Here is a 24,429-nt window from a genome sequence, read left to right as displayed (position 1 = left end):
CGCCTTTGAAGAGCCCGGATTGTATGCTGTCTACGAAAACCATCGAATGGGAGTGGGATAATTCATGGCCATCACCGGCGCGCAAAACGGGGCGGGATCGCGAATGAGGCTGGAGCGTCCGGCGCCATTGCGGGAGGCCGCCTACGAGACGCTGATGGAGCTGATCATCACGCGTGAGCTGCGCCCCGGACAGCATCTGGTCGAGAACGAGCTGGCCGCTCAGCTAGGCGTGAGCCGACAACCCATCCGAGAGGCGTTGCAGCGCTTGCAAAGCGAGGGCTGGGTAGATCTTCGTCCGGCCCTGGGCGCGTTCGTACACGTACCCACCGACACGGAGGCCGACGAGCTGTTGAGCGTCCGCACGCTGCTGGAAGCCGAGTCAGCTCGGCTGGCCGCACGTACCGCCAAACCGGCCGAGGTGGAGCGTCTGCGGGACCTGCACCAAACCGGCGAAAAGGCACTCGCCGGCGGTGACAAGGAAGCCCTTGTCACCGCCAACGATGCCTTTCACTCTCATATCGTCGCGATGTCGGCGAACAGCGTCCTGGCGAACCTCATCGGCCAGATCGGCCGCAGGGTGCGGTGGTACTACCAGCCCATCGCGTTATCCCGCGGCAAAGACGCATGGGATGAACACGCCGAGCTGATCGAGGCCATCGCGGCACGCAGTGGCAAGCGTGCCGCGGACCTCATGCGACGTCACACCGAACGCACCCGCGAGATCTACCATCAGCGGCGTCAGGAAGCCGCTGACGGCGCCGAGGGCGTAGCCTGACCCACGATCTCGGAGACCGAGACGTCCTTTCGCGGAACGGCCCGGCTGCCGCAATAACGCAGCGGTGCCCGCGGACAGCAGGGCGCTCCCGGCAGCCACCCGATCGGCACCCGTGTAATCCCAGGCGTCGATCACGCTGGCGCCCACACCAATTCCCAGGATTGAGCCAACGAGCTTGGCGCTGTAGACGATGCCGTAGTTGCTGGCGTTGTTGTTCTCGCCGAAGTAGTGCGTGGTGAGGGTGGCGAACAGCGGATAGAAAGCACCGCCGCCGAACCCGACCAGCACGGCGAAGAAGATGAACGCGATCTCGTTCTTGGCGAGCCCGGTGTGCAGCAGACCGATCAGTGCGGCAACCGATACCAGCAGCGTCTGTTTACGGCCGATCCGGTCCGAGATGGCCCCGGTCGCCGCGCGACCCACGCCGTTGATGATCGAGAGCGCGCCCGCCGACGAGGCCACGATCATCGCCCCGAAGCCGAGGTGCTCGGCGAACGGAACCATGTAACTGATGCCGAACAGCGAGACGCCGGTGGTGATCCCCATGGACAACCACATCAACGGCAGCTGGCCCGTCTTGATGGCCTCTATCGGGGTGAATTGACGCGCGGCGGGCGGGTTCTTCTTCAGACTCGAGGTAGCGGCAGCGGCAGCGTGCTCCAGCGGATCTACATGCGCGGGGCCACCAGTTCCTTCGGCGGGTCCTGGAAAAGTAGCCACATACGCCTACGACCACCAGCATAAAGGCCCCAACCAGGTCGAGTACCCATACGTAGGTGTTGGGGCGCAGCATGTAGCTGAAGATGAAGATGAAAGGCACTGCACCGTAGGCGAACCCACCGCAGACAAAGCCGGTCTTGGCGCCCTGCTTCTCGGGATACCATTTGCCGACGATCGTGATGCCCATCGGGTACACCAGACCGACCCCGCACCCGCCGCACAAGACGAAACCAATGTAGGCCACCACCAGGTTGCCGCTGTGCGCCACGGTGAAGAATCCGAGCGCCGACAACACGGCAGCGGTGATCATGGTGGACCTAGCCGAGGTGATGCCCTTCTCCCTGAGCCGGCCGGCGGGATAGGCGACTGCTGCCTGGAACACGGCTCAGACCGAAAGCAGCCAAAAGGTTTCGGACAAGCTCCAATGGTGGGCATGGCGGAGCGTATCCGCCGCAGCACCGTACCCGTACTCGAAGACGCTGACCGCCATCATCGCGATCCATGGCAGCCAGACCATGCTCACCCGTGATCTGCCGAGCAGCTCACGGTCGGTTTCGCCGATGCGATAGACGCGACCATTGTCATCGACGACCTCGCGATAGGCGAGAGTTGAGGACATCATTGACTCAACTTTCGGGGGGATGGACATGTTGGGATGGCTCGACGGCCGCCTGCGTCCAACGACGGCGCCGTCGAGCCGATGTGTTCTGTGGTTTCCGGAATGCATGCCCAATGGCGGTGCGCGCCCGGTGGTTTCGCGCGCACTTCGCAGTTGATTAACCACGCGGGACGCCCAAAGCTGCAACCGGCCAGCGACGAGCCACCTCGGTGCCACACCGGGTTGCACGCGGTCAATTCCCACAACCGGGTCCTTCCCTGCAGAGCCAGTGGATCTCTAGATGCGTCTCACGTCCGCCTCAGCCCGCGCGCTCAGACCACTCCCGCGCTTCTCATCCGTTCCACTTGCTCTGGCGAATAACCGAGCTCCATACAGATTTGCTGGGTGTGCTCCCCCAGCAGCGGTGGCCGCACTACGTCGACAGACGAGTCGGACAGCCGAAGCGGATTGCCGACGGTCTTGAACGTTCCGCGCTCAGGATGCTCGACGCTGACGATCGCACCCAGCTCTGCCAGGTTCTGGTCCTCGAGCAGCTCCTTGGTGCTCAACACCGGACCACACGGAACGTTGATCGAGTTGAGCGCCTCCATCGCCTTCCACTTGCTGTGTCGTTGGGTCCAGTCTTCGATGAGCGCAAAAACCTTGTCCAACCTCGGGAGTCGGTCCTCCGGAGAATCCCAATCCGGATGATCGGCAAGATCGGGGCACCCGATGAGACGGGCGAGCGGCGCCCACACAGCAGGTTGAACGATGACGTAGATGTAGTCGTTGGGCCCATCGCCCTTGGTGCGCACCGCCCAACCCGGGTGGCCCCCGCCGGAGGCATTTCCCGCCCGCGGCACTTCGTCGCCGAAGTGTTCGTTGGGGTACTCGTGCAGCGGGCCGTGCGCGAGCCGCTGCTGATCGCGCAGTTTCACCCGACAGAGGTTGAGCACGGCGGATTGCATCGCGACCTCCACACGTTGGCCACAGCCGGTGTTGACGCGCTGCAACAGCGCCGCCAGAATCGCGGCGACGAGGTGAACTCCCGTGCCGGAGTCGCCAATCTGCGCGCCGGTGGCAGTAGGCGGACCGTCCTCGAAACCTGTTGTCGCCATAGCACCGCCCATTGCCTGAGCAATGATTTCGTAGGCTTTGAAGTCAAAGTACTTGCCCGGTCCAAAACCTTTAATCGATGCGTAGATCAGGCCAGGATTGATTTCTTGCAGCCGATCCCAACTGAATCCGAAGCGATCGACAACGCCCGGACCAAAGTTTTCCACCAAAACATCGGAGCGAGTTACCAATCTGCTGAAGATTTCCTTACCGTCTTCGCTTTTCATGTTCACGGTCACGCTGCGCTTGTTGCAGTTGAGCATCGTGAAGTAAAGGCTGTCCACGTCAGGGATGTCGCGCAGCTGGCTGCGGGTGATATCCCCACCGTTAGGTGTTTCCACCTTAATGACGTCGGCGCCGAGCCAGGCAAGCATCTGTGTCGCGGAAGGTCCTGACTGGACATGAGTCATATCCAGGACGCGGACGCCGTCTAATGCCTTACCCATGAGATCTCCTTGAGAATTGACGTGACAAACACAGAATGTGTAACCCTACGCGCCGATTAAGCCGCCACCCGTTGAGGTTTCGGGTCGCCCATGACAGGGATGCGATGTCCACCATTACCTCAGCTTTCGGGGCTTTTCGCCCGGCCGATCCTCCGCGCGCCGGAAGACTCCGAAGCAGTGGCTGAACTACAACGGCCGGGGATTCGATTGTGCCTACTGCGGACTATATACCGTATACGACATGTGTCACTAAAACTGCCCCAATTGTCTAGGCCTAGCAAGCACTGCGGCCCGCCTCCGAGTCCCTTGCCGCCGATCGGGTGTTCGCGGTGGGCGGCGAAATTGCGGCACACACACACTTCTTTGCCGAATAACGTTGCGCGCGGCGCGCAGAACCCCTAACGAGTCTTCCATCGCCAGTGGACTCATCTAGACACACGGGGTCAACCAGGGTAATAAAAGTGTATATAATATGCACAACGAGAGCAGGTGACCGCTGACGATGGAATCTCTGTTCTACAGATCAGAGCCCATGGGTGCTCTTACCGGATCGGCGAACGACCGCACGACATTATGGCCCGCTCCCGAAGCTGGATGCTCTGGCTGCCGTGGACTGCGATGGCCGGCACAGCGTGCTCCAATTCGGTTACGGGGTCGCCGTCGTAGCGACGCAACGGTCGAACCATCCGGTCTGCGCCGGCGCGTTCTGGGTTTTGGCGCTATGGGTCGTTATTCAGGCGGGCGCCGCCACGGCTACCCCACCGCTGCGGCGCCGCTCGGGCATCGGGCCGTCAGCGGCGATGCTGATCGGCGCCGACCTAGCGGCCATGGGCCCCTTGACGCTGTCGTGGACGGATGCTCTCGGGTTCACCGCGCTCGGCTATTCGGTCCTGTGCGGTACCGGTTCGGAATTGTCTACCCCACTTGCCTTGCCACTGTTTCGCGTTGGTATCCCGAGCAACGCGGCACGAAGGTCTCGCTGGTGTCCGGCGCATTCGGTGGTGGCACGGTCCCTTTCGTCTTGTTGTTCGCGTTCCTGCTGAACCCACACAATCTCGACGCGGTCTTCACGGCGATCGGACTGTGCGTCCTCGTCGTTGTGACGTTGTGCGGGGCCTTCTTTCAAGATCCGCCGACCGATTAGTGGCCCGCCGAAGTCGACCCGAGACGCCGAGGGCGCGATCCGGTTGTGGAACGACGGGGCGCAGCGCATGTTCGGCTATTCACCGGAGGAGGCGCTCGGGCAAAGCCTGGACACCGGCCGCAGGCGCGCAACGCCCTGTCCTCGGCGTTGCGGGACCGGTTCTTCGCAGCCCTGGCCGACGCCGAAACCGATGACGGAGTCGATGTCGTCATCGTGACCAGCGCGGACCCGGTGTTCTTCGCCGAACTGGACCTCAAAGAGCTGGGCGGCCGACGGCGCTGCCCGACATCTCGCCGCGGTGGCCGTCGATGACCAAGCCGGTGATCGGCGCGATCAACGGCGCCGTGGTCACCGGCGGACTCGAGCTGGTCCTGTACTGCGACATCGTCATCTCCTCGGAACACGCCCGCTTCGCCGACGCCCATGCCCGGGTCGGTCTGCTACCCACCTGGGGTCTCACCGTGCGGCTGCCGCAGAAGGTGGGCGTCGGCCTGGCCCGGCGGATGAGCATGACCGGCGACTGCCTCTCGGCCGCCGATGCGGGCCGGCCTGGTGACCGAGGTGGTGCAGCACGACCAGCTGCTGCCCGCCGCACGCCAGATCGCGACCTCCATCGTCGGCAACAACCAGGACGCGGTGCGCACGCTGCTGGCCTCCTACCACCGCATCGACGAGTCGCAAACCAGCGAGGGGTTATGGCTGGAAGCGATGGCGGCACGGCAATTCCGGACCAGCGGCGACAACATAACCGCGAATCGGGAAGCGTATTGCAACGCGGGCGTGCCCAAGTCCGTTAGCGGCGAGCTTGCGGCGACGGAATTCGCCGTCGGTGAATATCAGCAGGACTTTTTGTCGCCCGCAACGGTAATAGTTAATACTATCCCCCTAACGAGCCGAAACCATTGCGCACGGCAGGAGGAACGATGCGGGGTGCCGCCCGGCTCAGCACACCGGTGCTGGGTGTCCTGAACCTGGTCATCGCCGCGGCGATCGCCTTCGGGCCACACGCGGGCGCCCAGCCACCGCCACGATTTCCCAATCTCGACGGATTCACCGCGGTCCCGGCCGACGGGTATATCACCACGTCGCTGCCCGGCAACTCGCCCCGAATTAATTTCTCCACCCCGAACTCGGTGGTGTGCGACTTCTACGGGGGTCCGGCGCCCGCCCCGCGGCCCTCACAAGAGATTAAGTGCACCGGCGAAATGCCCGGAATAGACGACATCCCCTTTCCCGGTGGCGGTCACCCGAAACCCGGCGACTGCGTCGAGGGATCGGTGAATTTCAGGGGCCCCGGCTACGAGTTGAGCCGAATGACCTACAGCGGATACGGCTGCAATCCGGCCGTGCTGCCCCACACCGGCAAGACGTTGAACGGGGGACAGAAACTGTCCTACCTCAACGTGACCTGCGCGGTGGGCGCGGACAATCTGGTCGCCTGCCTGGACACCACCAGCGGGTACCACGGATTCGTCCTGCAATCCGGCGGGAGTTGGGCGTTCTAGCCGACTCTAACCGAGCGCGGCGCGCAGCGAGGCCACCACCTCATCGATGGACCCGGCGGTCGAATAACCGGCGGCCCGCCGGTGACCACCGCCGTCGAACACTGACGCGACCGCGGCCAAATCCACCTCCGCCTTCGCTCGCATCGAGACCGGCACTGTTGCGGCTCAACCTCTTTGAACACCGCGGCCACCTCTGCCTGTTGCGTGGTGCGCACGATGTCGACGATGCTTTCCACTTCCTCGGGGCGGGAGTTCTTCCAGTCGTCGTTGCCGACCACCGCGTAGACCAGCCCGCGTCCGCCGACCGCGTCGGGAACCAGCTTGCGCCGCCCAGCACTCGCGACAGCAGCGGCAGCCACACGAACGGATGGGTGTCCAGCAGCGTCCTGCTGATCTTCGCGTTGTCCACCCCGATTTCGACCAGCCGAGCCGCCAGCCGAAACGCGCGCTGGCCCACCGGAACGACCCGGTGTCGGTGGGCAGGCCGGCGTAGATGCAGTGCGCGACAATCCGGTCGATCGGTTTGCCCCACGCGTCGAGCAGCTCGGCCACCAACAGTGTCGTGGAGTCCGCAGTCGGGTCGACGTAGTTCACGGTACCGAACAACGCGTTGGAGGCATGATGATCGATCACCAGCACCTGCTGACCGGGGCCGGCCAACGCGCCGAGCGCACCCAGCCGCTTGACGCTCGGAACATCCACGGTCACAACCAGATCGACATCGCGGCGCATCTCGTCCGGGTCGACCAGTAGTTGGCAGCCCAGCAGCGACCGCAACGACTCCGGCAATGTCGACGGTGCGGCGAAGCTGACCGCCACCTCTTTGCCGCTGCGGTGCAGCACCGTGGCCGGCGCCAGCCCCGCGCCGATGGTGTTCGGCATCGGGATGGACATGACAAATCACCGCGACTGCCTTTGCCTCCGAAAGCAATTCGGCGGCCCCGGCGGCGTCGATCCGCTCCCCCGCGACCCGGTCGCGGGCCAGGTCAGTCTTGCGATCTATAATCGTCACCGGTCTCCTCAGCGTCGACCGCTGCCCTCGACGCCGGAGCACTGTCGCGGTATGGATCGGCCTCCCCGGCCGGGTTGGCTCCCACCCGGACCCGCGCCAGGTCGGCATCGGCGGCACGGGCACGGGCCAGCAGCTCCTCCATTCGCTGCACGTTGTCCGACGTCGTGTCGCGCAAGAACGTCAGCGTCGGCGTGAACCGCACCCCTGTGCCCGCCCCGACCTTGGTGCGCAGCGTGCCCTTGGCGCGTTCCAGCGCGGCCGATGCCGCCTCGTAGTCCGGCTCGTCGTCCAGCGTGCGGCCCATCACCGTGTAGAAGACCGTCGCGTCGTGCAGGTCGTTGGTCACCTTCGCGTCGACGATGGTTACCCCCTCCAGCCCCGGATCCTTGATCTCGAATTCGATCGCCGAAGCGACGATCGTGTTGATCCGCTTAGCCAGCCTGCGCGCCCGCCCCGGGTCGGCCACGGCTAGGTCCGCGCTTTCTCGACCAGCTCGAAGGACTCGATGATGTCGCCCTCCTTGATGTCGGAATAGGTCAGCGTCATACCGCATTCGTAGCTCTCGCGGACCTCGGTGACGTCGTCCTTCTCCCGGCGCAGCGAGGAGATGGTCAGGTTGTCGGCGACCACGATGTTGTCCCGCAGCAACCGGGCCTTGGCGTTGCGGCACACGATGCCGGAGGTGATCAGGCAGCCGGCGATGATGCCGACCTTAGAGGACCGGAAGATCGCCCGAATCTCGGCGCGACCCAACTGATTCTCTTCGTAGATCGGCTTGAGCATGCCGCGCAGGGCCTTCTCGATCTCGTCGATCGCCTGGTAGATCACCGAGTAGTACCGGATGTCCACGCCTTCGCGGTTGGCCAGCTCTGTCGCCTTGCCTTCGGCGCGAACGTTGAAGCCGATGATCACCGCGTCGGAGGCCGACGCCAGGTTCACGTTGGTCTCGCTGATGCCACCCACGCCGCGGTCGATGACGCGCAGCTGCACCTCGTCGTCGATCTCGATCCCCATCAGGGCCTCTTCCAGGGCCTCGACCGTACCGGCGTTGTCGCCCTTGAGGATCAGATTCAGCTGACTGGTTTCCTTCAGCGCCGAATCCAGGTCCTCCAGGCTGATCCGCTTGCGCGAGCACGCGGCCAGGGCGTTGCGCTTGCGTGCGCTGCGCCGGTCGGCGATCTGCCGGGCGATGCGGTCCTCGTCGACCACGAGCAAGTTGTCACCGGCTCCCGGCACCGAGGTGAACCCGATGACCTGAACCGGCCGCGACGGCAACGCCTCGTGCACGTCGTCGCCGTGCTCGTCGACCATGCGGCGCACCCGGCCGTAGGCGTCGCCGGCGACGATCGAGTCGCCGACCCGCAGCGTGCCGCGCTGGATCAGCACCGTGGCCACCGGCCCCCGCCCGCGGTCCAGGTGCGCCTCGATCGCCACACCCTGAGCCTCCATGTCGGGGTTGGCCCGCAAGTCCAGCGCCGCGTCGGCGGTCAGCAGCACTGCTTCCTCCAGCGACTCGATGTTGGTGCCCTGCTTGGCGGAGATATCGACGAACATCGTGTCGCCGCCGAATTCCTCAGGGATCAGACCGAATTCGGTGAGCTGCCCGCGAATCTTCTGCGGGTCGGCGCCCTCCTTGTCAATCTTGTTTACCGCCACAACGATTGGCACGTCGGCCGCCTGCGCGTGGTTGATCGCCTCCACCGTCTGGGGCATCACGCCGTCGTCGGCGGCGACCACCAGAATCGCGATGTCGGTGGCCTTGGCGCCGCGGGCACGCATGGCGGTGAACGCCTCGTGACCCGGGGTGTCGATGAAGGTGATCAGCCGCTCGGTGCCGTCGAGGTCGACAGCGACCTGGTAGGCACCGATGTGCTGGGTGATACCACCGGCCTCGCCCTCGCGGACGCTAGCGTTACGGATGGTGTCCAGCAGACGGGTCTTACCGTGGTCGACGTGGCCCATCACGGTCACCACCGGCGGACGGGTCTGCAGATCCTCCTCGCCGCCCTCGTCCTCGCCGTAGGTCAGGTCGAAGGACTCCAGCAGCTCGCGGTCCTCGTCCTCGGGGCTGACGACCTGGACGATGTAGTTCATCTCGCTTCCCAGCAGCTCGAGCGTCTCGTCGCCCACCGACTGGGTGGCCGTCACCATCTCGCCGAGGTTGAACAGCGCCTGCACCAGCGAGGCCGGGTTGGCGTTGATCTTGTCGGCGAAGTCAGACAGCGACGCGCCACGGGCCAGCCGGATGGTCTCGCCGTTGCCATGCGGTAACCGCACCCCGCCGACGACCGGCGCCTGCATGTTCTCGTACTCGGCGCGCTTTGCCCGCTTGGACTTGCGGCCACGCCGTGGCGCGCCACCGGGACGGCCGAACGCACCGGCCGCACCGCCGCGCTGACCAGGACGGCCACCACCGCCGCCGGCACCACCGGGACACCCGTGGAAACCACCACCACCACCGCGCGCGGCACCGACGCCGCCGCCGCGGTAGTTACCGCCACCACCGCCGCCGGGACCACCGGGACGGCCACCACCGCCGCCGCCACCGGGACGGGTCGGACGGAACTGACCACCGCCGCCGGGACGAGGCGGCATGTTGCCCGGCGATGCGCCGCCCGGGCGCGGTGCCCCGGGCCGGGGTGCACCCGGGCGCGGCGCTTGCGGCCGCGGGATGGGCCGGTCGACGGACTGCGCCGACGAGAAGGGGTTATTGCCGACACGCGGGGTCCGCGCCACGGGCCGCGGGATCGGGCCGGGTCGCGGTCCGGGTGTGGCACCGGGCGGCGGCTGCTGGCCGGGAACCTGACCGGGGGCCGCCGCCTTCGCCTGACCCGGCGCCGGCGCGGCGGGCCGTCCGGGCGTCGGGGCCGGCCGGCGCGGCGTGGGTGCCGGGGTCCCGGCGGCCGGGGACGCCTGCGCGGCCGCGGCATCAGTGCCACCGTCGGCGGGCTTTGCCGGGGCGCTAAACGCCTCACCGTTTCCGGTGGGCTTCTGAATCGCCTTGTCCAGCGCCTTGTCGAGTGATTTGTCCGGGCTCTTGGGGCTCTTGCCGGCGGCCGGCTTGCCCCCGCCGAACGACTCGCGCAGCCGGCGAGCCACCGGCGCTTCTACGGTCGAGGACGCTGATTTGACGAATTCACCCTGTTCGTTGAGCCGGGCGAGAACTTCCTTGCTGGTAACACCGAGTTCCTTGGCTAACTCGTGTACGCGGGCCTTACCTGCCACTACATCTCCTGTCTAAGAGGCGACAGTCGTGGGGCCGCGCCTCGGGTGCTAGCTGTAACGCATAGAGGTGGGAGTCATCGGGACTTCACGGTGTGCTCATGTTCTTTGCTACCTATTCTGTTGCCAAGCGAGTCGAGCATTTCCGCGTGATCGAGCAACGCGGACGTGTCCGGAGGACGGTCGATGCGCAACGCCTTGGTGAAAGCCCGCCGCCGAATCGCCTCGTGTACGCACCGCGGCGCGGGATGCAACCAGGCACCCCGCCCCGGCAGCTTTGTCGCTGTGTCAACGATTACGGCGTAATCGCCCTTCCCGCTCGGCACAGCCACCACTCGGAGCAGTTCGGTGGCCAGCTCTCGCTTTCGGCACCCGACACACGTCCGCACTGGTCCACGGGGTTTATCCGGGTGACCTTGCGCCCGTATAGCCCGGGAGCCGAAGGCTCGCGCTGGATCACGGTTCAGTCTAGCGTCACGAAACCGATCGTCAGAACCACCCGCGCCCGCGCCGTCACGCCCGGGCGTGATCCCGCACACCACCGTGTCGAGACTGCGACAACACTGCCCCGATGGCCGCCTTGTCGGTTGCCACGCAAACCGGCGTCGCCAAAGTCGAACGCACACCGGTGATATACGAACGCACACCGGTGATATACGTCAGTGGTCGTGAGCCATCGGGTGGCGGGCTCCGTGTTCCGGCGGGCCGTGGGGCTGTTCGCCGGCAGTGGCGGGAGAATCGCCGCGGATGTCGATCCGCCACCCGGTGAGCCGGGCAGCCAGCCGCGCGTTCTGCCCCTCCTTGCCGATGGCCAGCGACAACTGGAAGTCGGGCACCACCACGCGGGCGGCGCGGGCGGTCTGGTCGATCACCGATACCGACACCACCTTCGCGGGCGACAGGGCGTTGGCAACGAAACGGGCCGGGTCCTCGTCGTAGTCGATGATGTCGATCTTTTCGCCGGACAGCTCGCTCATCACGTTGCGGACCCGCTGTCCCATCGGGCCGATGCAGGCACCCTTCGCGTTGAGCCCCGGCACCCGCGACGCCACCGCGATCTTGGAGCGGTGACCGGCCTCGCGGGCCACCGCGACGATCTCGACCGACCCGTCGGCAATCTCGGGTACCTCCAGCGAGAACAATTTGCGGACCAGGTTGGGGTGGGTGCGCGACAGCGTGATCACGGGCTCGCGCACGCCACGCGTCACGCCGACCACGTAGCAGCGCACCCGGTTGCCATGCTCGTAGATCTCGCCGGGCACCTGCTCGGCTGCCGGGATGACACCCTCGGACGCCTTGGTCTCGGTGCCCATCCGGACGACGACCAGACCGCGCGCGTTCGCGCGGCTGTCCCGCTGGATCACGCCCGCGACGATCTCCCCCTCGCGGGTGGAGAACTCGCCGTAGGTGCGCTCGTTCTCCGCGTCACGGAAGCGCTGCAGCATCACCTGACGTGCGGTGGTCGCCGCAATGCGGCCGAAGCCCTCGGGGGTGTCATCCCATTCGCTGATGACGTTGCCATCCTCGTCGACCTCGCGGGCGATCACCGCCACGACGCCGGTCTTGCGGTCGATCTCGATCCGCGCATCGGCCTGATGGCCCTCGGTGTGCCGGTAGGCGGTCAGCAACGCCGACTTGATCGTCTCGAGCAGTTCGTTGACCGAGATACCCCGATCCACCTCAATGGCGTGCAGCGCGGCCATGTCGATGTTCATGTTCCCGCCTCCGTCCCGTCCGCCTCACCCACACCCGCCAAGTCCAGCTCTGTTCGGGATGGTGGCGAAAACTCAACCTGGACAACGGCTTTCGCGATGCTAGCGAGCGGGATATCGCGCACCACCCACTCGCGACCGTCGCGGACGACCAGCGCCAGCGTGTCGGCACAAGTTGGGCCCACACGGCCGGTCAGCCGCGACCCGTCCGACAACTGCAGATCAACCTTGCGGCCACGCGCGCGGCGGAAGTGTTTTTCGTTGGTCAACGGACGGTCCACGCCGGGCGAGCTGACTTCCAGGATGTAGCTGCCGGGGCCGCCGTCGCGACCGTCCTCCAGGCCGTCGAGCAGTGCCGACGCCGACCGCGAAAGCGCCGCGACCGTGTCAAGGTCCAGCGCGGTGTCGCCGTCCGCGATGACCGTGATCCGAGGGGGGCGCGCGCGGGTGTCGATGACCACATCTTCGATCTCATAACCGGCGCGCGCGAACTCGCCACCGAGTAGCTCGATCACCTGCATCTGAGACGGTAGCCCCGTGGTCACGGCGAGCTCCTCATCTTGAGTTGTCCGGTCATCTGGCTGATGGCGCCGCCCGGCCAGTTCCGTGCGGCTTCCGGTGTCCCGGTGGAACGGGGCGGCGGCCGTTCTGCGAGAACCAGAAACTAACGATACGCCAGGAATCGCGTGTTACGAGGTGATCGCCGAGGTCTGGGCCGACGGCATGGTCCTGGCATCATGCCCGGACCGGTGTGAATGGCAGGATATTGCTGTGCCTAGCGCAGGACCCGTCAGCAGCCGGCGGGGCGTGCTCGCCGGGGGTGCCGCGCTTGCTGCGCTCGGGGTGGTCACCTCCGCCTGTGGCGACGCCCCACCGAAGCCGCCCGCCGTCGAAGAGCTGCAGGGCCCGTTGGAACAGGCCAGACACGACAGCGCGCTGGCCACCGCGGCCGCCGCGGCCGTCAGCAATCCACCGCAGATCGCGGCGGCGCTGTCGGTAGTCGCCAACCAGCGTGCCGCGCACGCCCGGGCGTTGTCCACCGAGATCGCGCGGGCGGCCAACAAGCTGACCACCTCGTCGAGCGAGACATCCAGCCCGAGTCCGGCCGCGCCGGCGGGCTCACCACCGCCGCCACCACCGGTGTCCGACGTGATCAACGCTCTGCGGGCCTCGGCCGACAACGCCACCCGGCTGGTCAGCACCCAGTCGGGCTACCGCGCGGGGCTGCTCGCCTCCATCGCCGCATCGTGCACGGCGTCCTACACGGTCGCCTTGGTGCCGGGAGGGCCGTCGATATGAGCTCCGGCAACGACTCCGACAACGCGGCGCTGTGTGACGCGCTCTCCGTCGAGCACGCGACGATCTACGGCTACGGCATCGTGTCTGCGCTGTCGCCGCCGAGCGTCAACGACCTGGTGTTGGAGGCGCTGCTGCAGCACCGCAAGCGTCGCGACGACGTGATCGCCATGCTGGCCGCGCGTCAGGTCACCGCCCCGCCCGCCGCCGCCCGCTACCAGCTGCCCCTGCTGGTAGCCAGCCCGGCCGACGCGGCCCGCCTGGCGACCCGGATGGAGAACTACGGGGCCACGGCCTGGCGGATCGTCGTCGAGCACGCCGAGACCGCCGAAGACCGCGCCTTCGCCGCGACCGCCCTGACGCAGAGCGCGGTCATGGCCGCCCGCTGGAGCCGCATCCTGGGCGCCTGGCCGATCACGACCAGTTTCCCCGGCGGCAACGAGTAGCCGGCCCATCGCGGGCGGACCAGCGGAGCGGCCGGACTCCGCTATCCGGCGAGGGCCGCCACGATGTCGGTGGCCAGAGAAATACCTGCCGTCAGTGCCCGCGTCTGCCCGCTGAAACGGTCGCGCAGTTCCACCACACCGTCCGCCCAGCCGCGTCCGACCACGACGATCCAGGGCACCCCGAGCAGCTCGGCGTCCTTGAACTTGACCCCGGGTGAGGCCTGCCGGTCATCCAGCAGCACCTCGAGGCCCAGCCGGTCCAGTTCGGCGGCCAGCGCGATGGCCCCCTCCCGCGCCTGCGGGTCTTTGTTGGCGATCACCAGGTGTATATCGAACGGCGCGATCGAGGCCGGCCAGCGCAGGCCCAGCTCGTCGTGCTGCTGCTCGGCGACCACAGCCACCAGCCGCGACACTCCCACCCCGTAGGAGCCCATCGTCAACCGCACCGGCTTGCCGTCCTCGCCGAGCACGTCGACGGCGAAGGCGTCGGTGTATTTGCGGCCCAGCTGAAATATGTGCCCGATCTCGATGCCGCGCGCCATGACCAGCGGTCCGGCCCCGTCGGGTGAAGGATCTCCCTCGCGCACCTCCGCGGCCTCGATGGTGCCGTCATCGGTGAAGTCGCGGCCGGCGACCAGCCCCACGACGTGCCGACCCGGCTCGTCGGCCCCGGTGATCCAGCTGGTGCCGTCCACCACCCGCGGATCCACAAGGTAGCGAACACCGTTGTCCAGCAATGCTTTCGGGCCGATATAGCCTTTGACCAGGAACGGGTACCTGGCGAAGTCGGCGTCGTCGAGCAGCGCGTACTCGGCCGGTTCCAGCGCCGCGCCCAGGCGCTTGTCGTCGACCTCGCGGTCACCCGGGATGCCGATCGCCAGCAGCTCCCAGTCCCCGCCCGGCTGACGGACCTTGACCAGCACGTTCTTCAGCGTGTCGGCGGCGGTGACGGTGCGGCCCAGACCGGCCTCGTTCGCCCACGCCACCAAGCTGGCGATGGTCGGCGTATCGCCGGTGTCGTATACCACCGGTTCGGGAAGTCCGTCGAACGGCCGCGGCTCGGGGCGGGCGGTGATCACCGCTTCGACGTTGGCCGCGTAATCGGACTCCACGCACCGGACGAAGGTGTCTTCACCGATCGGGCTCTCGGCCAGGAACTCCTCCGACGCGCTGCCGCCCATCGCGCCCGACACCGCCGACACGATGACGTAGCGGACCTGCAGTCGGTCGAAGATGCGCTGGTATGCCTCCCGGTGCGCGTGATAGGCGGCCTTGAGACCGGCGTTGTCCACGTCAAAGGAATAGGAATCCTTCATCACGAATTCCCGGGCTCGCAGGATGCCGGCGCGGGGCCGCGCCTCGTCCCGGTATTTCGTCTGGATCTGGTACAGGGTGAGCGGGAAGTCCTTGTAGGAGCTGTACTCCCCCTTGACGGTCAGGGTGAACAGCTCTTCGTGCGTCGGGGCCAGCAGATAGTCGTTATCGCGGCGGTCCTGCAGCCGAAACAGGTTGTCGCCGTACTCCGTCCAGCGGTTCGTCGTCTCGTACGGGGCGCGCGGCAGCAGCGCCGGAAACAGGATCTCCTGGCCGCCGATCGCGTTCATCTCCTGACGGACAACACGCTCGATATTGCGCAGCACCCGCAATCCCAGCGGCAGCCAGCTGTAGAGCCCCGGAGCGATGGGTCGCACATATCCGGCCCGCGCCAGCAGCTTGTGGCTGTGCACTTCAGCGTCGGCGGGTGCATCGCGCAGCGTGCGCAGGAACAGCTCGGACATCCGGGTAATCACAGCGGGCCAGCCTACTGATCGGGCCTGCGCGTCGAACGTCACGCCAGCGCATCGTCGGGCGGCCAACCCCAGACTGGTGTGACGCTCGGCGAGCGGGAAAGGGAGCGGGCGGGGATTACGGCTCGGCGAGGATCACAGCTCGCCGGCGTCGATGGCTTCCTTGACCTCTTGCGCGTGCGCCACCTGCTCCGGGGTGTAGCCGATGAACAGCGCCGCGCCGCCGACGATGACGGCCGCGCCGACTATCCACAGCAGGCCGTAGGTGTAGCCGTGGTCGAGCGCCTGCAGCTGGAAGTCGTTCATGAACTTCACCGGGCCGGTGGTGCCGCCCAGGTACAGCGTGCGCGAGGTGATCACGGCCTGGATGACGGCCAGCACCAGCGGCCCGCCCAGGTTCTGCAGCATCAGCGCGATCGCCGACACCGGGCCGATCTGGTCGAAGCCGACGCCCGCGATGGCCGCCAGGGTCAGCGGGACGACCACCATGCCAATGCCGATCCCGCCGACCACGATCGGCAGCACCAGGTTCGGGAAGTAGGGCACGCCGCGGTGCATGAACGCCCAGCCGTAGATCATCGCAATCAGCAGCAGCCATCCGCCGCCGATGGTCAGCACCCGCGGCGAGAACCGCGACACCAGCTGCGAGGAGATGCCAAGGCTGATGCCCATCGCGATGACGAACGGAATGAACCCGACGCCGGCGTGCAGGGCGCTGTACCCGAGGATGTCCTGGACGTACAGGCCGATGCAGACGGTGAGACTGAACATCACACCGCCGGCCAACAGGATCGCGATGAACGTGACCAGCCGGTTGCGGTCTCGGAACAACGTGAACGGCACGAAGGGGTTTTCAGCAGTCCGCTCCACGATGGCGAACGCGATGCCCGCGGCGACGGCCACCACACCCGGTGCGATGGTGGTGAACGAGATCCAGCCCTTTTCCGGCCCCATCGAGAAGACGAACACGGCGGCCGTGCACGCCAGGGTGGCCAGCATGGCCCCGGCGGCGTCGAGCTTCATCCGCTCGCGGTTGGTCTCCCGCAGCGCGGTGCGGGCCAGGTAGATCATCACCAGCCCGATCGGCACGTTGACCAGGAAGGCCAGCCGCCATGATACCTCGGTCAGCGCGCCGCCGACGACCAGGCCCATCACCGAGCCGGCAGCGGTCATCGCGGCGAACACCGCGGTGGCGGCGTTGCGGGCCGGACCCTTGGAGAACGTCGTTGCGACCAGGGCCAGACCGGTCGGTGATGCGATGGCCGACCCGATGCCCTGCAGCAGCCGGGCGATCACCATCGTGACCTCGTCCCAGGCGACCGCGCACAGCACCGAGGAAATGGTGAACAGCGCGACACCGACGATGAAGGTGCGTTTGCGGCCGATGGTGTCGCCGAGGCGACCGCCCAGCAGCATCAGGCCGCCGAAGGTCAGGACGTAGGCGGTGATCACCCAGCTACGGCCGGCGTCGGACAGGCTCAGCTCGTTTTGAATCTTAGGAAGTGCGACGATCGCGACGGTGCTGTCCATCGTTGCCAGCTGCTGCATGCCGCCGATGGCGATAACCGCCGCGATGAACCGCCGCGACGGCAGCCAGGTCGGGTAATACCTGCTCGTACGGGTGGCAGCGGCACCGGAGGAAGTAGAAGTATCGGCGGGGCATTCGGTGCGTCCCGGGGCCGGACGATCGGGGCGCGCAGCAATCCAATTACGGGCCGCGCGCTCTGTGTCGTTGAGGGCCGTCATAACGGATTACCTTACAGTAATCTTAAGAATAGTTTAAACCCCGAGCGGCGCCGAGGCCCACCACGGGCCCGATCACAACGATCGCCGGAGGTCGAATCCCCTCGGAACGTATTTTCTGCGGCGTGTCGGCCAGGGTGGCCCGCAGGGTGTGCTGAGCCGGAGTCGTCCCGTGCTGCACCACCAGGACCGGCGTATCCGCAGGTCGGCCGCCTTTCAGCAGCACGTCGACGAAGAGTTCGATCCGTTCGACGGCCATCAGCAACACGATGGTGCCGGACAGCGCGGCCAGTGCATTCCAATTCACTAACGATTCCGGATGCCCGGGCGACAGATGCCCGCTGACCACTACGAATTCGTGATTGATGGCGCGATGCGTGACCGGAACGCCCGCCATCGCGGGCACCGCTATGGCACTTGTCACACCCGGGACGACAGTGACCGAGATGCCCGCGTCGGCGCACGCAATGACCTCTTCATAGCCGCGGGCGAACACGAACGGGTCGCCGCCCTTGAGCCGAACGACGAACTTTCCGGCACGGGCCCGTTCGATCATCACGTCGTTGATGGCGTCCTGCGCCATGGCGCGCCCGTACGGGATCTTAGCGGCGTCGATGACGTCGACTTGCGGAGGCAGCTCGGCGAGCAGCTCGGGCGGGGCCAGGCGGTCCGCGACCACGACGTCGGCCTGGGCAAGCAACCGGCGGCCGCGGACGGTGATCAGCTCTGGGTCACCGGGGCCGCCGCCGATCAGGGCCACCTCGCCGCGTGCGACGTCCGGGTTTTCCGCGGTGATCAGGCCCTGCTGGAGCGCCTCCCGGATGGCCGATCGGATCGCCGCCGACCTGCGGTGCTGACCGCCAGACAGCACCCCGACCGACAGCCCGGAGTACTCGAACGACGCCGGTGTCACCGCGCTGCCCTCGACGGCGATGTCGGCGCGTACGCAGAAGATTTGCCGGGCGTCGGCCTCCGCGACGACGGCCGCGTTCACCGCCGGATCGTTGGTGGCCGCGATGGCATACCAGGCCCCGACGAGATCGCCGTCGCGATATTCGCGCAAGGTCAGGGTGATTCCGGTCATCGCCTCGACGGCGCGGGTGGCGCTGCGCGAGATGACGTGCACGTCGGCCCCGCTGGAGATCAGCAGCGGGAGGCGGCGCTGAGCGACCGTGCCTCCACCGACGACGACGACCTTCTTTCCGGTCATCCGCAGTCCTGCGAGGTACGGGCTCTCAGTCACTCGGCAAAGCCTAATGGCAGGGCGGTGGCGAACCGCGGTCGGCGAGTCAGGAATGTAACGCTCGCCAGCTCCCGGCGCGGGCGACGAAGCGCCACCGGATTCGGCACGGCGGCGGGGTGTGTGCAGATACGACGCGTGCACGCCGGCATGCACCACACCGTCGCGGATCGCGGTGGCCGACTGGTCGGCTACTCCCGCCCGGTATACCCACGCCGGCTGGTAGTTCTCGGTGAACGTGAGCACGGTCCAGTGGAACTCGTGACCGACCACGCGAGCCCCGACGGGATACAGCGCCGACTCCGCCACCGCGACCGCCTCGCGATACGCCAACATCAGCTGCGAAGTGAACCGCGCGGTTCCATTCAGCACCCGCACATCGGATACCCGTCGAGCTCGGAGGCCAAGTAGACCAGGCCCGCACATTCAGCGTGCACCGGCGCACCGGACCTGGCGAGCCGCTTGATCTGTTGCCGGACAACATCATTGGCCGACAGCTAGGCGGTGAACTGCTCGGGGAAGCCACCGGGCAGCAGGACGGCGTCGGTGCCGCCGGGCAACGGCTCGGCGAGCGGGTCGAAGTCTACGACGTCGGCGCTGGCGGCGCGCAGCAGCTCGGCCGAATCACCTCCACCCGCACGTCGACGTCACGTGAGATTCATCGTGCCGATCAGCACGAGCCGGGCCTCGTGGGTGTGCGATATGCCGTCGCGTTCGATGTGCACCCGCCCCATCTCCGCGGCGTCGAGCAGGACGTCGACGAGGTGATCGTGCAGCAGGTTGACCTCGTCGATGTAGAGCACGCCGCCGTGGGCCCGCGCCAACAGTCCCGGCGAGAACGCGTGCTCACCGTCGCGCAGCACCTTCTGCAGATCCAGCGACCCGATCACCCGGTCCTCGGTTGCGCCGAGCAGCATTTCGACCAGTCCCCCGCCGGTGCCGTTGCCCGTCGCCGCGGACAGCAGTGCGGCAAGACCGCGCACAGCCGTCGGCCCTTTTCGCCGCGGATCAGCGCGCCGCCGATCTCGGGGCGCACCGCGTACAACAGCAGGGCCAGCCGCAGTTGGTCGTGGCCAACGATCGCGCTAAACGGGTAAGATCTCACCGCTGCGCCGCCACCCCGGAACCGGGCCGCAACATCGGCACGTGCGGGACGCCGTCGTCGAGAAAGTCGTCGCCGTCGCGGACAAACCCGTGCCGGGCGTACATGTCGGCCAGGTAGCTCTGCGCGTTAATCCGGCACGGGTAGTCGCCGACCTCGGCCAGCGCGGCGCGCAGCAGCCGGGTGGTGTGCCCCTTTCCGCGCATGCTGCTTTTCGTGCACAACCGGCCGATCCGGAACGCTTTTTCGCCCCCGGCGTGCTCCTCCATCAGCCGCAGCGTGCAAATCACCTCGCCGTCCGGAGTCTCCAGCCAGAAGTGCCGCGTCTCGACGAAGAGGTCGCGCCCGTCCAGCTCCGGGTACGGGATGGCCTGTTCGACCACGAACACCTCTACCCGCAACTTTAGTAGCCCCGTAAAGGGTTTGGGCGTCAAGGTCTTTGACCCCGCCTCTGTTGTCATTGGCGCCGCTCCTCTTCATCGCTGCACTCTGCATCGTCGACGACGCGCATCATTTCGCGTCGCTCCTCCTCAAAATGCTCATCGGCGAGTGTCATAAGACGTTCAACTGTAGTGCCTTTGCTGTCCACGACCGCACCTCCTCGTAAAGTCGGGGCTTCCTCAGGACAGCTTTGTCCCCAGCGACGGGACCATCGCTTCGAGCCTGGGCAGCCAGGCCTGATAGCGGTCGGCAAAACACCTTGCAGCACGTCGAGCATGATGGGCACGGCGGTCGAGGCCCCCCGCGAGCCGCCGAGCAGGCCGGCGATGCTGCCGTCGGCCGCGCCCACCACGGTGGTACTGAATTCCAGCGCCCCGCCCTTCTCCTTCGTCCGCCGGATCACCTGCACCCGCTGACCGGCGACGGTCAGCTCTTAGTCCGAATTGGCCGCGCTGGGCGCGAATTCGCGCAGCGTCCGCATGCGGTCGGCTCCGGTGAGCCGCAGCTGGCGAATCAGGTAGGCGAGCAGCCTCGTCTCGGTCATGCCGACACCCAGTATCGACACCACGTTGTCCGGGCGGACCGATTGGGTCAGATCACTGGCGTGGCCGTGCTTCAAGAATTTCGGCGACCAGCCGGCGTAGGGCCCGAACACCAGCCAAGACTTGCCGTTGACGAACCGCAGATCGAGATGCAGGCCCCCAGCGGCGGGGCGCCGGGTGCGGGGACACCGTACACCTTGGCCCGGTGTGCGACGGTCAGCGCCGGGTTGTCGGCGCGCAGGAACTGGCCGCCGATCGGGAAGCCGGCGAACCCGCGGACCTCCTTGATGCCGGACTTCTGCAGCAGTGGCAACGCATCTCCCCTGGCGCCGACGAACACGAACTTCGCAGTCTTGCTTGCAGGTTTCGCCGGTGCGCCGGTTGCCGATGTGCAGCGTCCAGCCGCCGTCGCGATTTCGGGTCAGGTTGCGGACCTCGTGACCGAACAGCGCGATGACGCCGCCCCGCACGCAGAAACCCACGAGTTGCCTGGCCAGCGAACCGAGGTCGACGTCGGTGCCATCGGTCGCCCAGTTGAGCGCGAAGGGCTCGGAGAAGTCACGTTTGGCCGCCATAACGGGAGCCGTCGGGCGAACTCGTCGGCATCATCGATCAGCTCGGTGGCGGCAAACAGCGGGTTGGCGGCCAGCGCCTGCCGGCGCCGCCGCAGGTAGTCGACTCGTTCGGCGCCCCGCACGAAACTAGACGTGCGGTACGGCGTGGAGGAACCCGGGGTCGGTGAGGATGCCGTTTTCCACCGCGTAGGCCCAGAACTGGCGAGTCACTTGGAATTGCTCGTTGATTCAGCACCGCCTTGGTGATGTCGATCGACCCCTGAGAGCCGGGGCGCTCGGGGATGTAGTTCATTTCGCACAGCTCTGCGTGCCCGGTGTCGGCGTTGTGCCACGGGCTGCTGCTTTCGGCGGCTACCGCGACCAGCGTGATCGACCACTGTGGTTCGAGGACCCTGAGCAACGCCGCCAGGGCGGCGCTCATGATGCCTGCACCGACCAGCACGACGTCGGTGCGCACGATTGACCCTGACACCGAGACGTTGGTCCTTCCCTTTGCCGTACCCCAGGTTATCCCGGGCGCGTCGTCCGAAACGATCCGTACCGCCCCCCGTACCAGCAAAAGTGACCGCCACGCTAAGCTGGCCTGGTGACTGGCTGGGTACCCGACATCCTACCTGGCTACTGGCAGTACACCATTGCGCTGGGGCCTGACCCGGCCCTCGAGGGCGACATCGTCGCAACGCTGATCCGCCGCGGCCCGGAACCGTCCGCGGCCGGCGGGCACGCGGTGCTCGCGGTGCACGGCTACACGGACTACTTCTTCAACACCGCGCTGGCCGATCATTTCGCCGACCGCGGCTTCACCTTCTACGCGGTGGACCTGCAGAAGTGTGGCCGGTCTCGCCGTGACGGCCAGACCCCGCACTTCATTGCCGATCTGGCGCACTACGATACCGAACTCGAACGCGCACTGGCGCTCATCACCGAGCAGACCGGCGGTGACACCACGGTGCTGGTCTACGGTCACTCGGCCGGTGGTCTGACCGTGTCGTTGTGGCTGGACCGGTTGCGGCGACGAAACCCGAAGGCGCACACCGCGATCAGCGGCTTGGTGCTCAACAGCCCCTTTCTGGATCTGCACGGCCCGGCGATCCTGCGGCTGGGCCTGACCTCTGCAATGATCACCGGCCTGTCGCGGTTGCGCGCCAAGAGCGTGATCCGTCCGTCGAACAAGGGCGGTTACGGCACCACCCTGCACCGCGACTACGACGGCGAGTTCGACTACAACCTGCAGTGGAAACCGTTGGGCGGCTTCCCGATTACCGTGGGATGGCTGCACGCCGTGCGCCGCGGGCAGGCCCGGCTGCACCGCGGGCTCGACGTCGGCGTGCCCAACCTGATCCTGCGATCGGACCACAGCGTGCCCGAAAGCGCCGACACCGCGGCTATGCAACGCGGCGATGCGGTCCTCGACGTCACCCAGATCGCCCGGTGGGCGGGCTGCGTCGGGAACCGCAGCGCCATCGTACCGGTGACCGACGCCAAACACGACGTGTTTTTGTCGCTGGCCAGGCCGCGCGAGGCCGCCTATAAGGAACTGGACCGCTGGCTCGACGACTACCTGCGCACCCACGACGCCGACGCCACCGCGTCCTCCAGAAAGAGCTGAGGACGTGCAAACCTACGACATCGCGATCATCGGAACCGGTTCGGGCAACAGCATTCTCGGTGACCGCTTCGCCGACAAACGGGTGGCCATGTGCGAGCAGGGCACCTTCGGAGGTACCTGCCTGAACGTGGGATGCATCCCGACCAAGATGTTCGTCTACGCTGCAGAGGTCGCCCAGACCATCCGGGACGCGGCGCGCTACGGCATCGACGCCGGCATCGAGCGGGTGCGTTGGGACGACATCGTCTCGCGCGTCTTCGGTCGCATCGATCCGATCGGGGTCGCCGGCGAAGACTATCGCAGCTCCGCGCCCAATATTGATGTGTACAAACAACACACCCGCTTCGGACCCGTCCAGGATGACGGGCGCTACTTGCTGCGCACCGATGCCGGCGAGGAGTTCTCGGCCGATCATGTGGTGATCGCCGCCGGGGCGCGGCCGGTCATCCCCCCGGCGATCCTGGGGTGCGGCGCCCGCTACCACACCAGCGACACCATCATGCGAATCGCCGAATTACCAGAGCATTTGGTGATCGTCGGCGGCGGTTTCGTATCGGCCGAGTTCGCACACATCTTCTCCTCGCTCGGCTCGCGGGTCACCCTGATCGTCCGCGGCTCCGCCCTGCTGCGGCATTGCGACGACGAGCTGTGCGAACGCTTCACCCGCATCGCGTCGACCAAATGGGAACTGCACACCCACCGCAACGTCGTCGGCGCCGAGGATCACGGGTCGGGCATCGCGGTGCACCTCGACAACGGGCACACCGTGCATGCCGACGCCATGCTGGTCGCGACCGGCCGGGTGTCCAACGCCGATCAACTCGATCTCGAACAGGCCGGTGTCGCCGTCGAGGACGGTCTGGTGGTTGTCGACGAATACCAGCGCACCACCGCGCGTGGGGTGTTCGCCCTGGGCGACGTCTCCTCGCACTACCAGCTCAAGCACGTCGCCAACCACGAGGCGCGAGTGGTGCAGCACAACCTGCTCTGCGACTGGGACGACACCGCGGCGATGGCCGCCACCGACCACCGCTACGTGCCGTCAGCCGTGTTCACCGACCCCCAGATCGCCTCAGTGGGATTGACCGAAAACGAGGCCCGCACACAGGGTTACACGGTTTCGGTGAAGATTCAGGACTACGGCGACGTCGCCTACGGCTGGGCGATGGAAGACACCACCGGGATCGTCAAGCTCATCGCCGAGCGCGGCACCGGGCGGTTGCTCGGAGCGCACATTATGGGCTACCAGGCCTCGTCGATCATCCAGCCGTTTATCCAGGCCATGAGTTTCGGGCTCACCGCCACCGAAATGGCTCGCGGGCAGTACTGGATCCATCCGGCGCTGCCCGAGGTGGTGGAGAACGCGCTGCTGGGGCTGTACTGACCGGTCAGTGACCC

The 24,429-nt window shown here is 66.6% G+C and carries 18 protein-coding genes and 8 pseudogenes; 8 read left to right on the top strand and 18 right to left on the bottom strand.

Annotation, left to right across the window (positions count from 1 at the left end; genetic code table 11):
* The first annotated feature begins 64 nt into the window (after positions 1–64).
* Positions 65–775, top strand: a complete 711-nt coding sequence (locus FQ389_RS11270) for a GntR family transcriptional regulator (protein WP_144207659.1) — start codon at positions 65–67, stop codon at positions 773–775.
* A gap of 78 nt (positions 776–853) precedes the next feature.
* On the opposite strand, the pseudogene FQ389_RS21620 reads toward FQ389_RS11270, so the two are convergent.
* The 4 genes and pseudogenes from FQ389_RS21620 to frc form a co-directional block, all read right to left on the bottom strand.
* Positions 854–1,495, bottom strand: a pseudogene (locus FQ389_RS21620) (MFS transporter); the annotation flags it as partial.
* Between the two features lie 16 nt (positions 1,496–1,511).
* Positions 1,512–1,877: pseudogene (locus tag FQ389_RS19980) on the bottom strand (MFS transporter); the annotation flags it as partial.
* Between the two features lie 3 nt (positions 1,878–1,880).
* On the bottom strand, positions 1,881–2,144 hold the full coding sequence (locus FQ389_RS19975; protein ID WP_260860685.1) for a hypothetical protein: 264 nt from the start codon (positions 2,142–2,144) through the stop codon (positions 1,881–1,883).
* Positions 2,145–2,425: 281 nt separating this feature from the next.
* The gene (gene frc, locus FQ389_RS11260; RefSeq protein WP_144207656.1) at positions 2,426–3,655 is read right to left on the bottom strand and encodes a formyl-CoA transferase; all 1,230 of its coding nucleotides are present in this window, start codon (positions 3,653–3,655) and stop codon (positions 2,426–2,428) included.
* A gap of 982 nt (positions 3,656–4,637) precedes the next feature.
* On the opposite strand from frc, the gene FQ389_RS11255 reads away from it, so the two are divergent.
* The 3 genes and pseudogenes from FQ389_RS11255 (at position 4,638) to FQ389_RS11240 (ending at position 6,304) form a co-directional block, all read left to right on the top strand.
* Positions 4,638–4,799 (top strand): OFA family MFS transporter, encoded by a 162-nt coding sequence (locus FQ389_RS11255; RefSeq protein WP_144207653.1) that lies wholly within the window; start codon positions 4,638–4,640, stop codon positions 4,797–4,799.
* 111 nt (positions 4,800–4,910) lie between these two features.
* Positions 4,911–5,596: pseudogene (locus FQ389_RS19970) on the top strand (enoyl-CoA hydratase); the annotation flags it as partial.
* Positions 5,597–5,722: 126 nt separating this feature from the next.
* Positions 5,723–6,304, top strand: coding sequence for a hypothetical protein (locus tag FQ389_RS11240; protein WP_144207650.1), 582 nt, complete (start codon positions 5,723–5,725; stop codon positions 6,302–6,304).
* Between the two features lie 6 nt (positions 6,305–6,310).
* On the opposite strand, the pseudogene FQ389_RS11235 reads toward FQ389_RS11240, so the two are convergent.
* The 6 genes and pseudogenes from FQ389_RS11235 to rimP form a co-directional block, all read right to left on the bottom strand.
* Positions 6,311–7,316, bottom strand: a pseudogene (locus tag FQ389_RS11235) (DHH family phosphoesterase).
* Entirely contained in the window at positions 7,291–7,782 is a 492-nt protein-coding gene (rbfA, locus tag FQ389_RS11230) for a 30S ribosome-binding factor RbfA (RefSeq protein ID WP_144207647.1), read from the bottom strand. Before rbfA ends, FQ389_RS11235 begins: the two are co-directional and overlap by 26 nt.
* A 2-nt stretch (positions 7,783–7,784) precedes the next feature.
* Positions 7,785–10,541, bottom strand: coding sequence for a translation initiation factor IF-2 (gene infB / locus FQ389_RS11225; RefSeq protein ID WP_144207644.1), 2,757 nt, complete (start codon positions 10,539–10,541; stop codon positions 7,785–7,787).
* 74 nt (positions 10,542–10,615) lie between these two features.
* Positions 10,616–10,864: a YlxR family protein gene (locus FQ389_RS11220; RefSeq protein ID WP_313901974.1), complete on the bottom strand. Its 249-nt coding sequence runs from the start codon at positions 10,862–10,864 to the stop codon at positions 10,616–10,618.
* A gap of 333 nt (positions 10,865–11,197) precedes the next feature.
* Complete coding sequence (gene nusA / locus FQ389_RS11215) at positions 11,198–12,253, bottom strand: transcription termination factor NusA (protein ID WP_144207638.1); 1,056 nt, start codon at positions 12,251–12,253, stop codon at positions 11,198–11,200.
* Positions 12,250–12,795, bottom strand: coding sequence for a ribosome maturation factor RimP (rimP, locus tag FQ389_RS11210; protein WP_144207635.1), 546 nt, complete (start codon positions 12,793–12,795; stop codon positions 12,250–12,252). The genes nusA and rimP overlap by 4 nt, the downstream gene beginning before the upstream one ends.
* 226 nt (positions 12,796–13,021) lie before the next feature.
* On the opposite strand from rimP, the gene FQ389_RS11205 reads away from it, so the two are divergent.
* Together FQ389_RS11205 and FQ389_RS11200 are read left to right on the top strand one after the other, a co-directional pair.
* Positions 13,022–13,549: a hypothetical protein gene (locus FQ389_RS11205; RefSeq protein ID WP_144207632.1), complete on the top strand. Its 528-nt coding sequence runs from the start codon at positions 13,022–13,024 to the stop codon at positions 13,547–13,549.
* On the top strand, positions 13,546–13,992 hold the full coding sequence (locus FQ389_RS11200) for a ferritin-like domain-containing protein (RefSeq protein ID WP_144207629.1): 447 nt from the start codon (positions 13,546–13,548) through the stop codon (positions 13,990–13,992). The genes FQ389_RS11205 and FQ389_RS11200 overlap by 4 nt, the downstream gene beginning before the upstream one ends.
* 41 nt (positions 13,993–14,033) lie before the next feature.
* Here FQ389_RS11200 and FQ389_RS11195 read toward each other — a convergent pair whose 3' ends face one another.
* From FQ389_RS11195 to FQ389_RS23100, 8 genes and pseudogenes are all read right to left on the bottom strand, one after another.
* Positions 14,034–15,782 carry a proline--tRNA ligase gene (locus tag FQ389_RS11195; RefSeq protein WP_144207680.1) on the bottom strand — a complete coding sequence of 583 codons (1,749 nt, stop codon included), beginning with the start codon at positions 15,780–15,782 and terminating at the stop codon, positions 14,034–14,036.
* 132 nt (positions 15,783–15,914) lie between these two features.
* A complete protein-coding gene (locus FQ389_RS11190) occupies positions 15,915–17,525 on the bottom strand; it encodes an MFS transporter (protein ID WP_144207627.1) in 1,611 nt (536 codons plus the stop codon).
* 22 nt (positions 17,526–17,547) lie between these two features.
* Positions 17,548–18,765 carry a uroporphyrinogen-III C-methyltransferase gene (cobA, locus tag FQ389_RS11185; RefSeq protein ID WP_144207677.1) on the bottom strand — a complete coding sequence of 406 codons (1,218 nt, stop codon included), beginning with the start codon at positions 18,763–18,765 and terminating at the stop codon, positions 17,548–17,550.
* A pseudogene (locus FQ389_RS11180) lies at positions 18,762–19,397 on the bottom strand (hypothetical protein); the annotation flags it as partial. The pseudogene FQ389_RS11180 and the gene cobA, both read right to left, overlap by 4 nt.
* 21 nt (positions 19,398–19,418) lie before the next feature.
* Positions 19,419–19,867, bottom strand: a pseudogene (locus FQ389_RS11175) (ATP-binding protein); the annotation flags it as partial.
* Positions 19,864–20,344: pseudogene (locus tag FQ389_RS11170) on the bottom strand (GNAT family N-acetyltransferase). The pseudogenes FQ389_RS11170 and FQ389_RS11175, both read right to left, overlap by 4 nt.
* A pseudogene (locus FQ389_RS19965) lies at positions 20,322–21,544 on the bottom strand (malate:quinone oxidoreductase). Before FQ389_RS19965 ends, FQ389_RS11170 begins: the two co-directional pseudogenes overlap by 23 nt.
* On the bottom strand, positions 21,460–21,894 hold the full coding sequence (locus FQ389_RS23100) for a malate:quinone oxidoreductase (RefSeq protein ID WP_456085323.1): 435 nt from the start codon (positions 21,892–21,894) through the stop codon (positions 21,460–21,462). Before FQ389_RS23100 ends, FQ389_RS19965 begins: the two are co-directional and overlap by 85 nt.
* 114 nt (positions 21,895–22,008) lie before the next feature.
* Here FQ389_RS23100 and FQ389_RS11160 point away from each other — a divergent pair, with 114 nt between their 5' ends.
* Positions 22,009–23,031 (top strand): alpha/beta hydrolase, encoded by a 1,023-nt coding sequence (locus FQ389_RS11160; RefSeq protein ID WP_144207620.1) that lies wholly within the window; start codon positions 22,009–22,011, stop codon positions 23,029–23,031.
* Positions 23,032–23,035: 4 nt separating this feature from the next.
* The gene (mtr, locus tag FQ389_RS11155) at positions 23,036–24,415 is read left to right on the top strand and encodes a mycothione reductase (RefSeq protein WP_144207617.1); all 1,380 of its coding nucleotides are present in this window, start codon (positions 23,036–23,038) and stop codon (positions 24,413–24,415) included.
* The last annotated feature ends 14 nt before the right edge of the window (positions 24,416–24,429 follow it).

Origin of the sequence: Mycobacterium tilburgii, from assembly GCF_902168065.1 — a bacterium.
Classification (GTDB): Bacteria; Actinomycetota; Actinomycetes; order Mycobacteriales; family Mycobacteriaceae; genus Mycobacterium; species Mycobacterium tilburgii.
The sequence above is the reverse complement of the archived record's forward strand: the minus strand, read 5'-3'. Positions and strand labels throughout refer to the sequence as shown.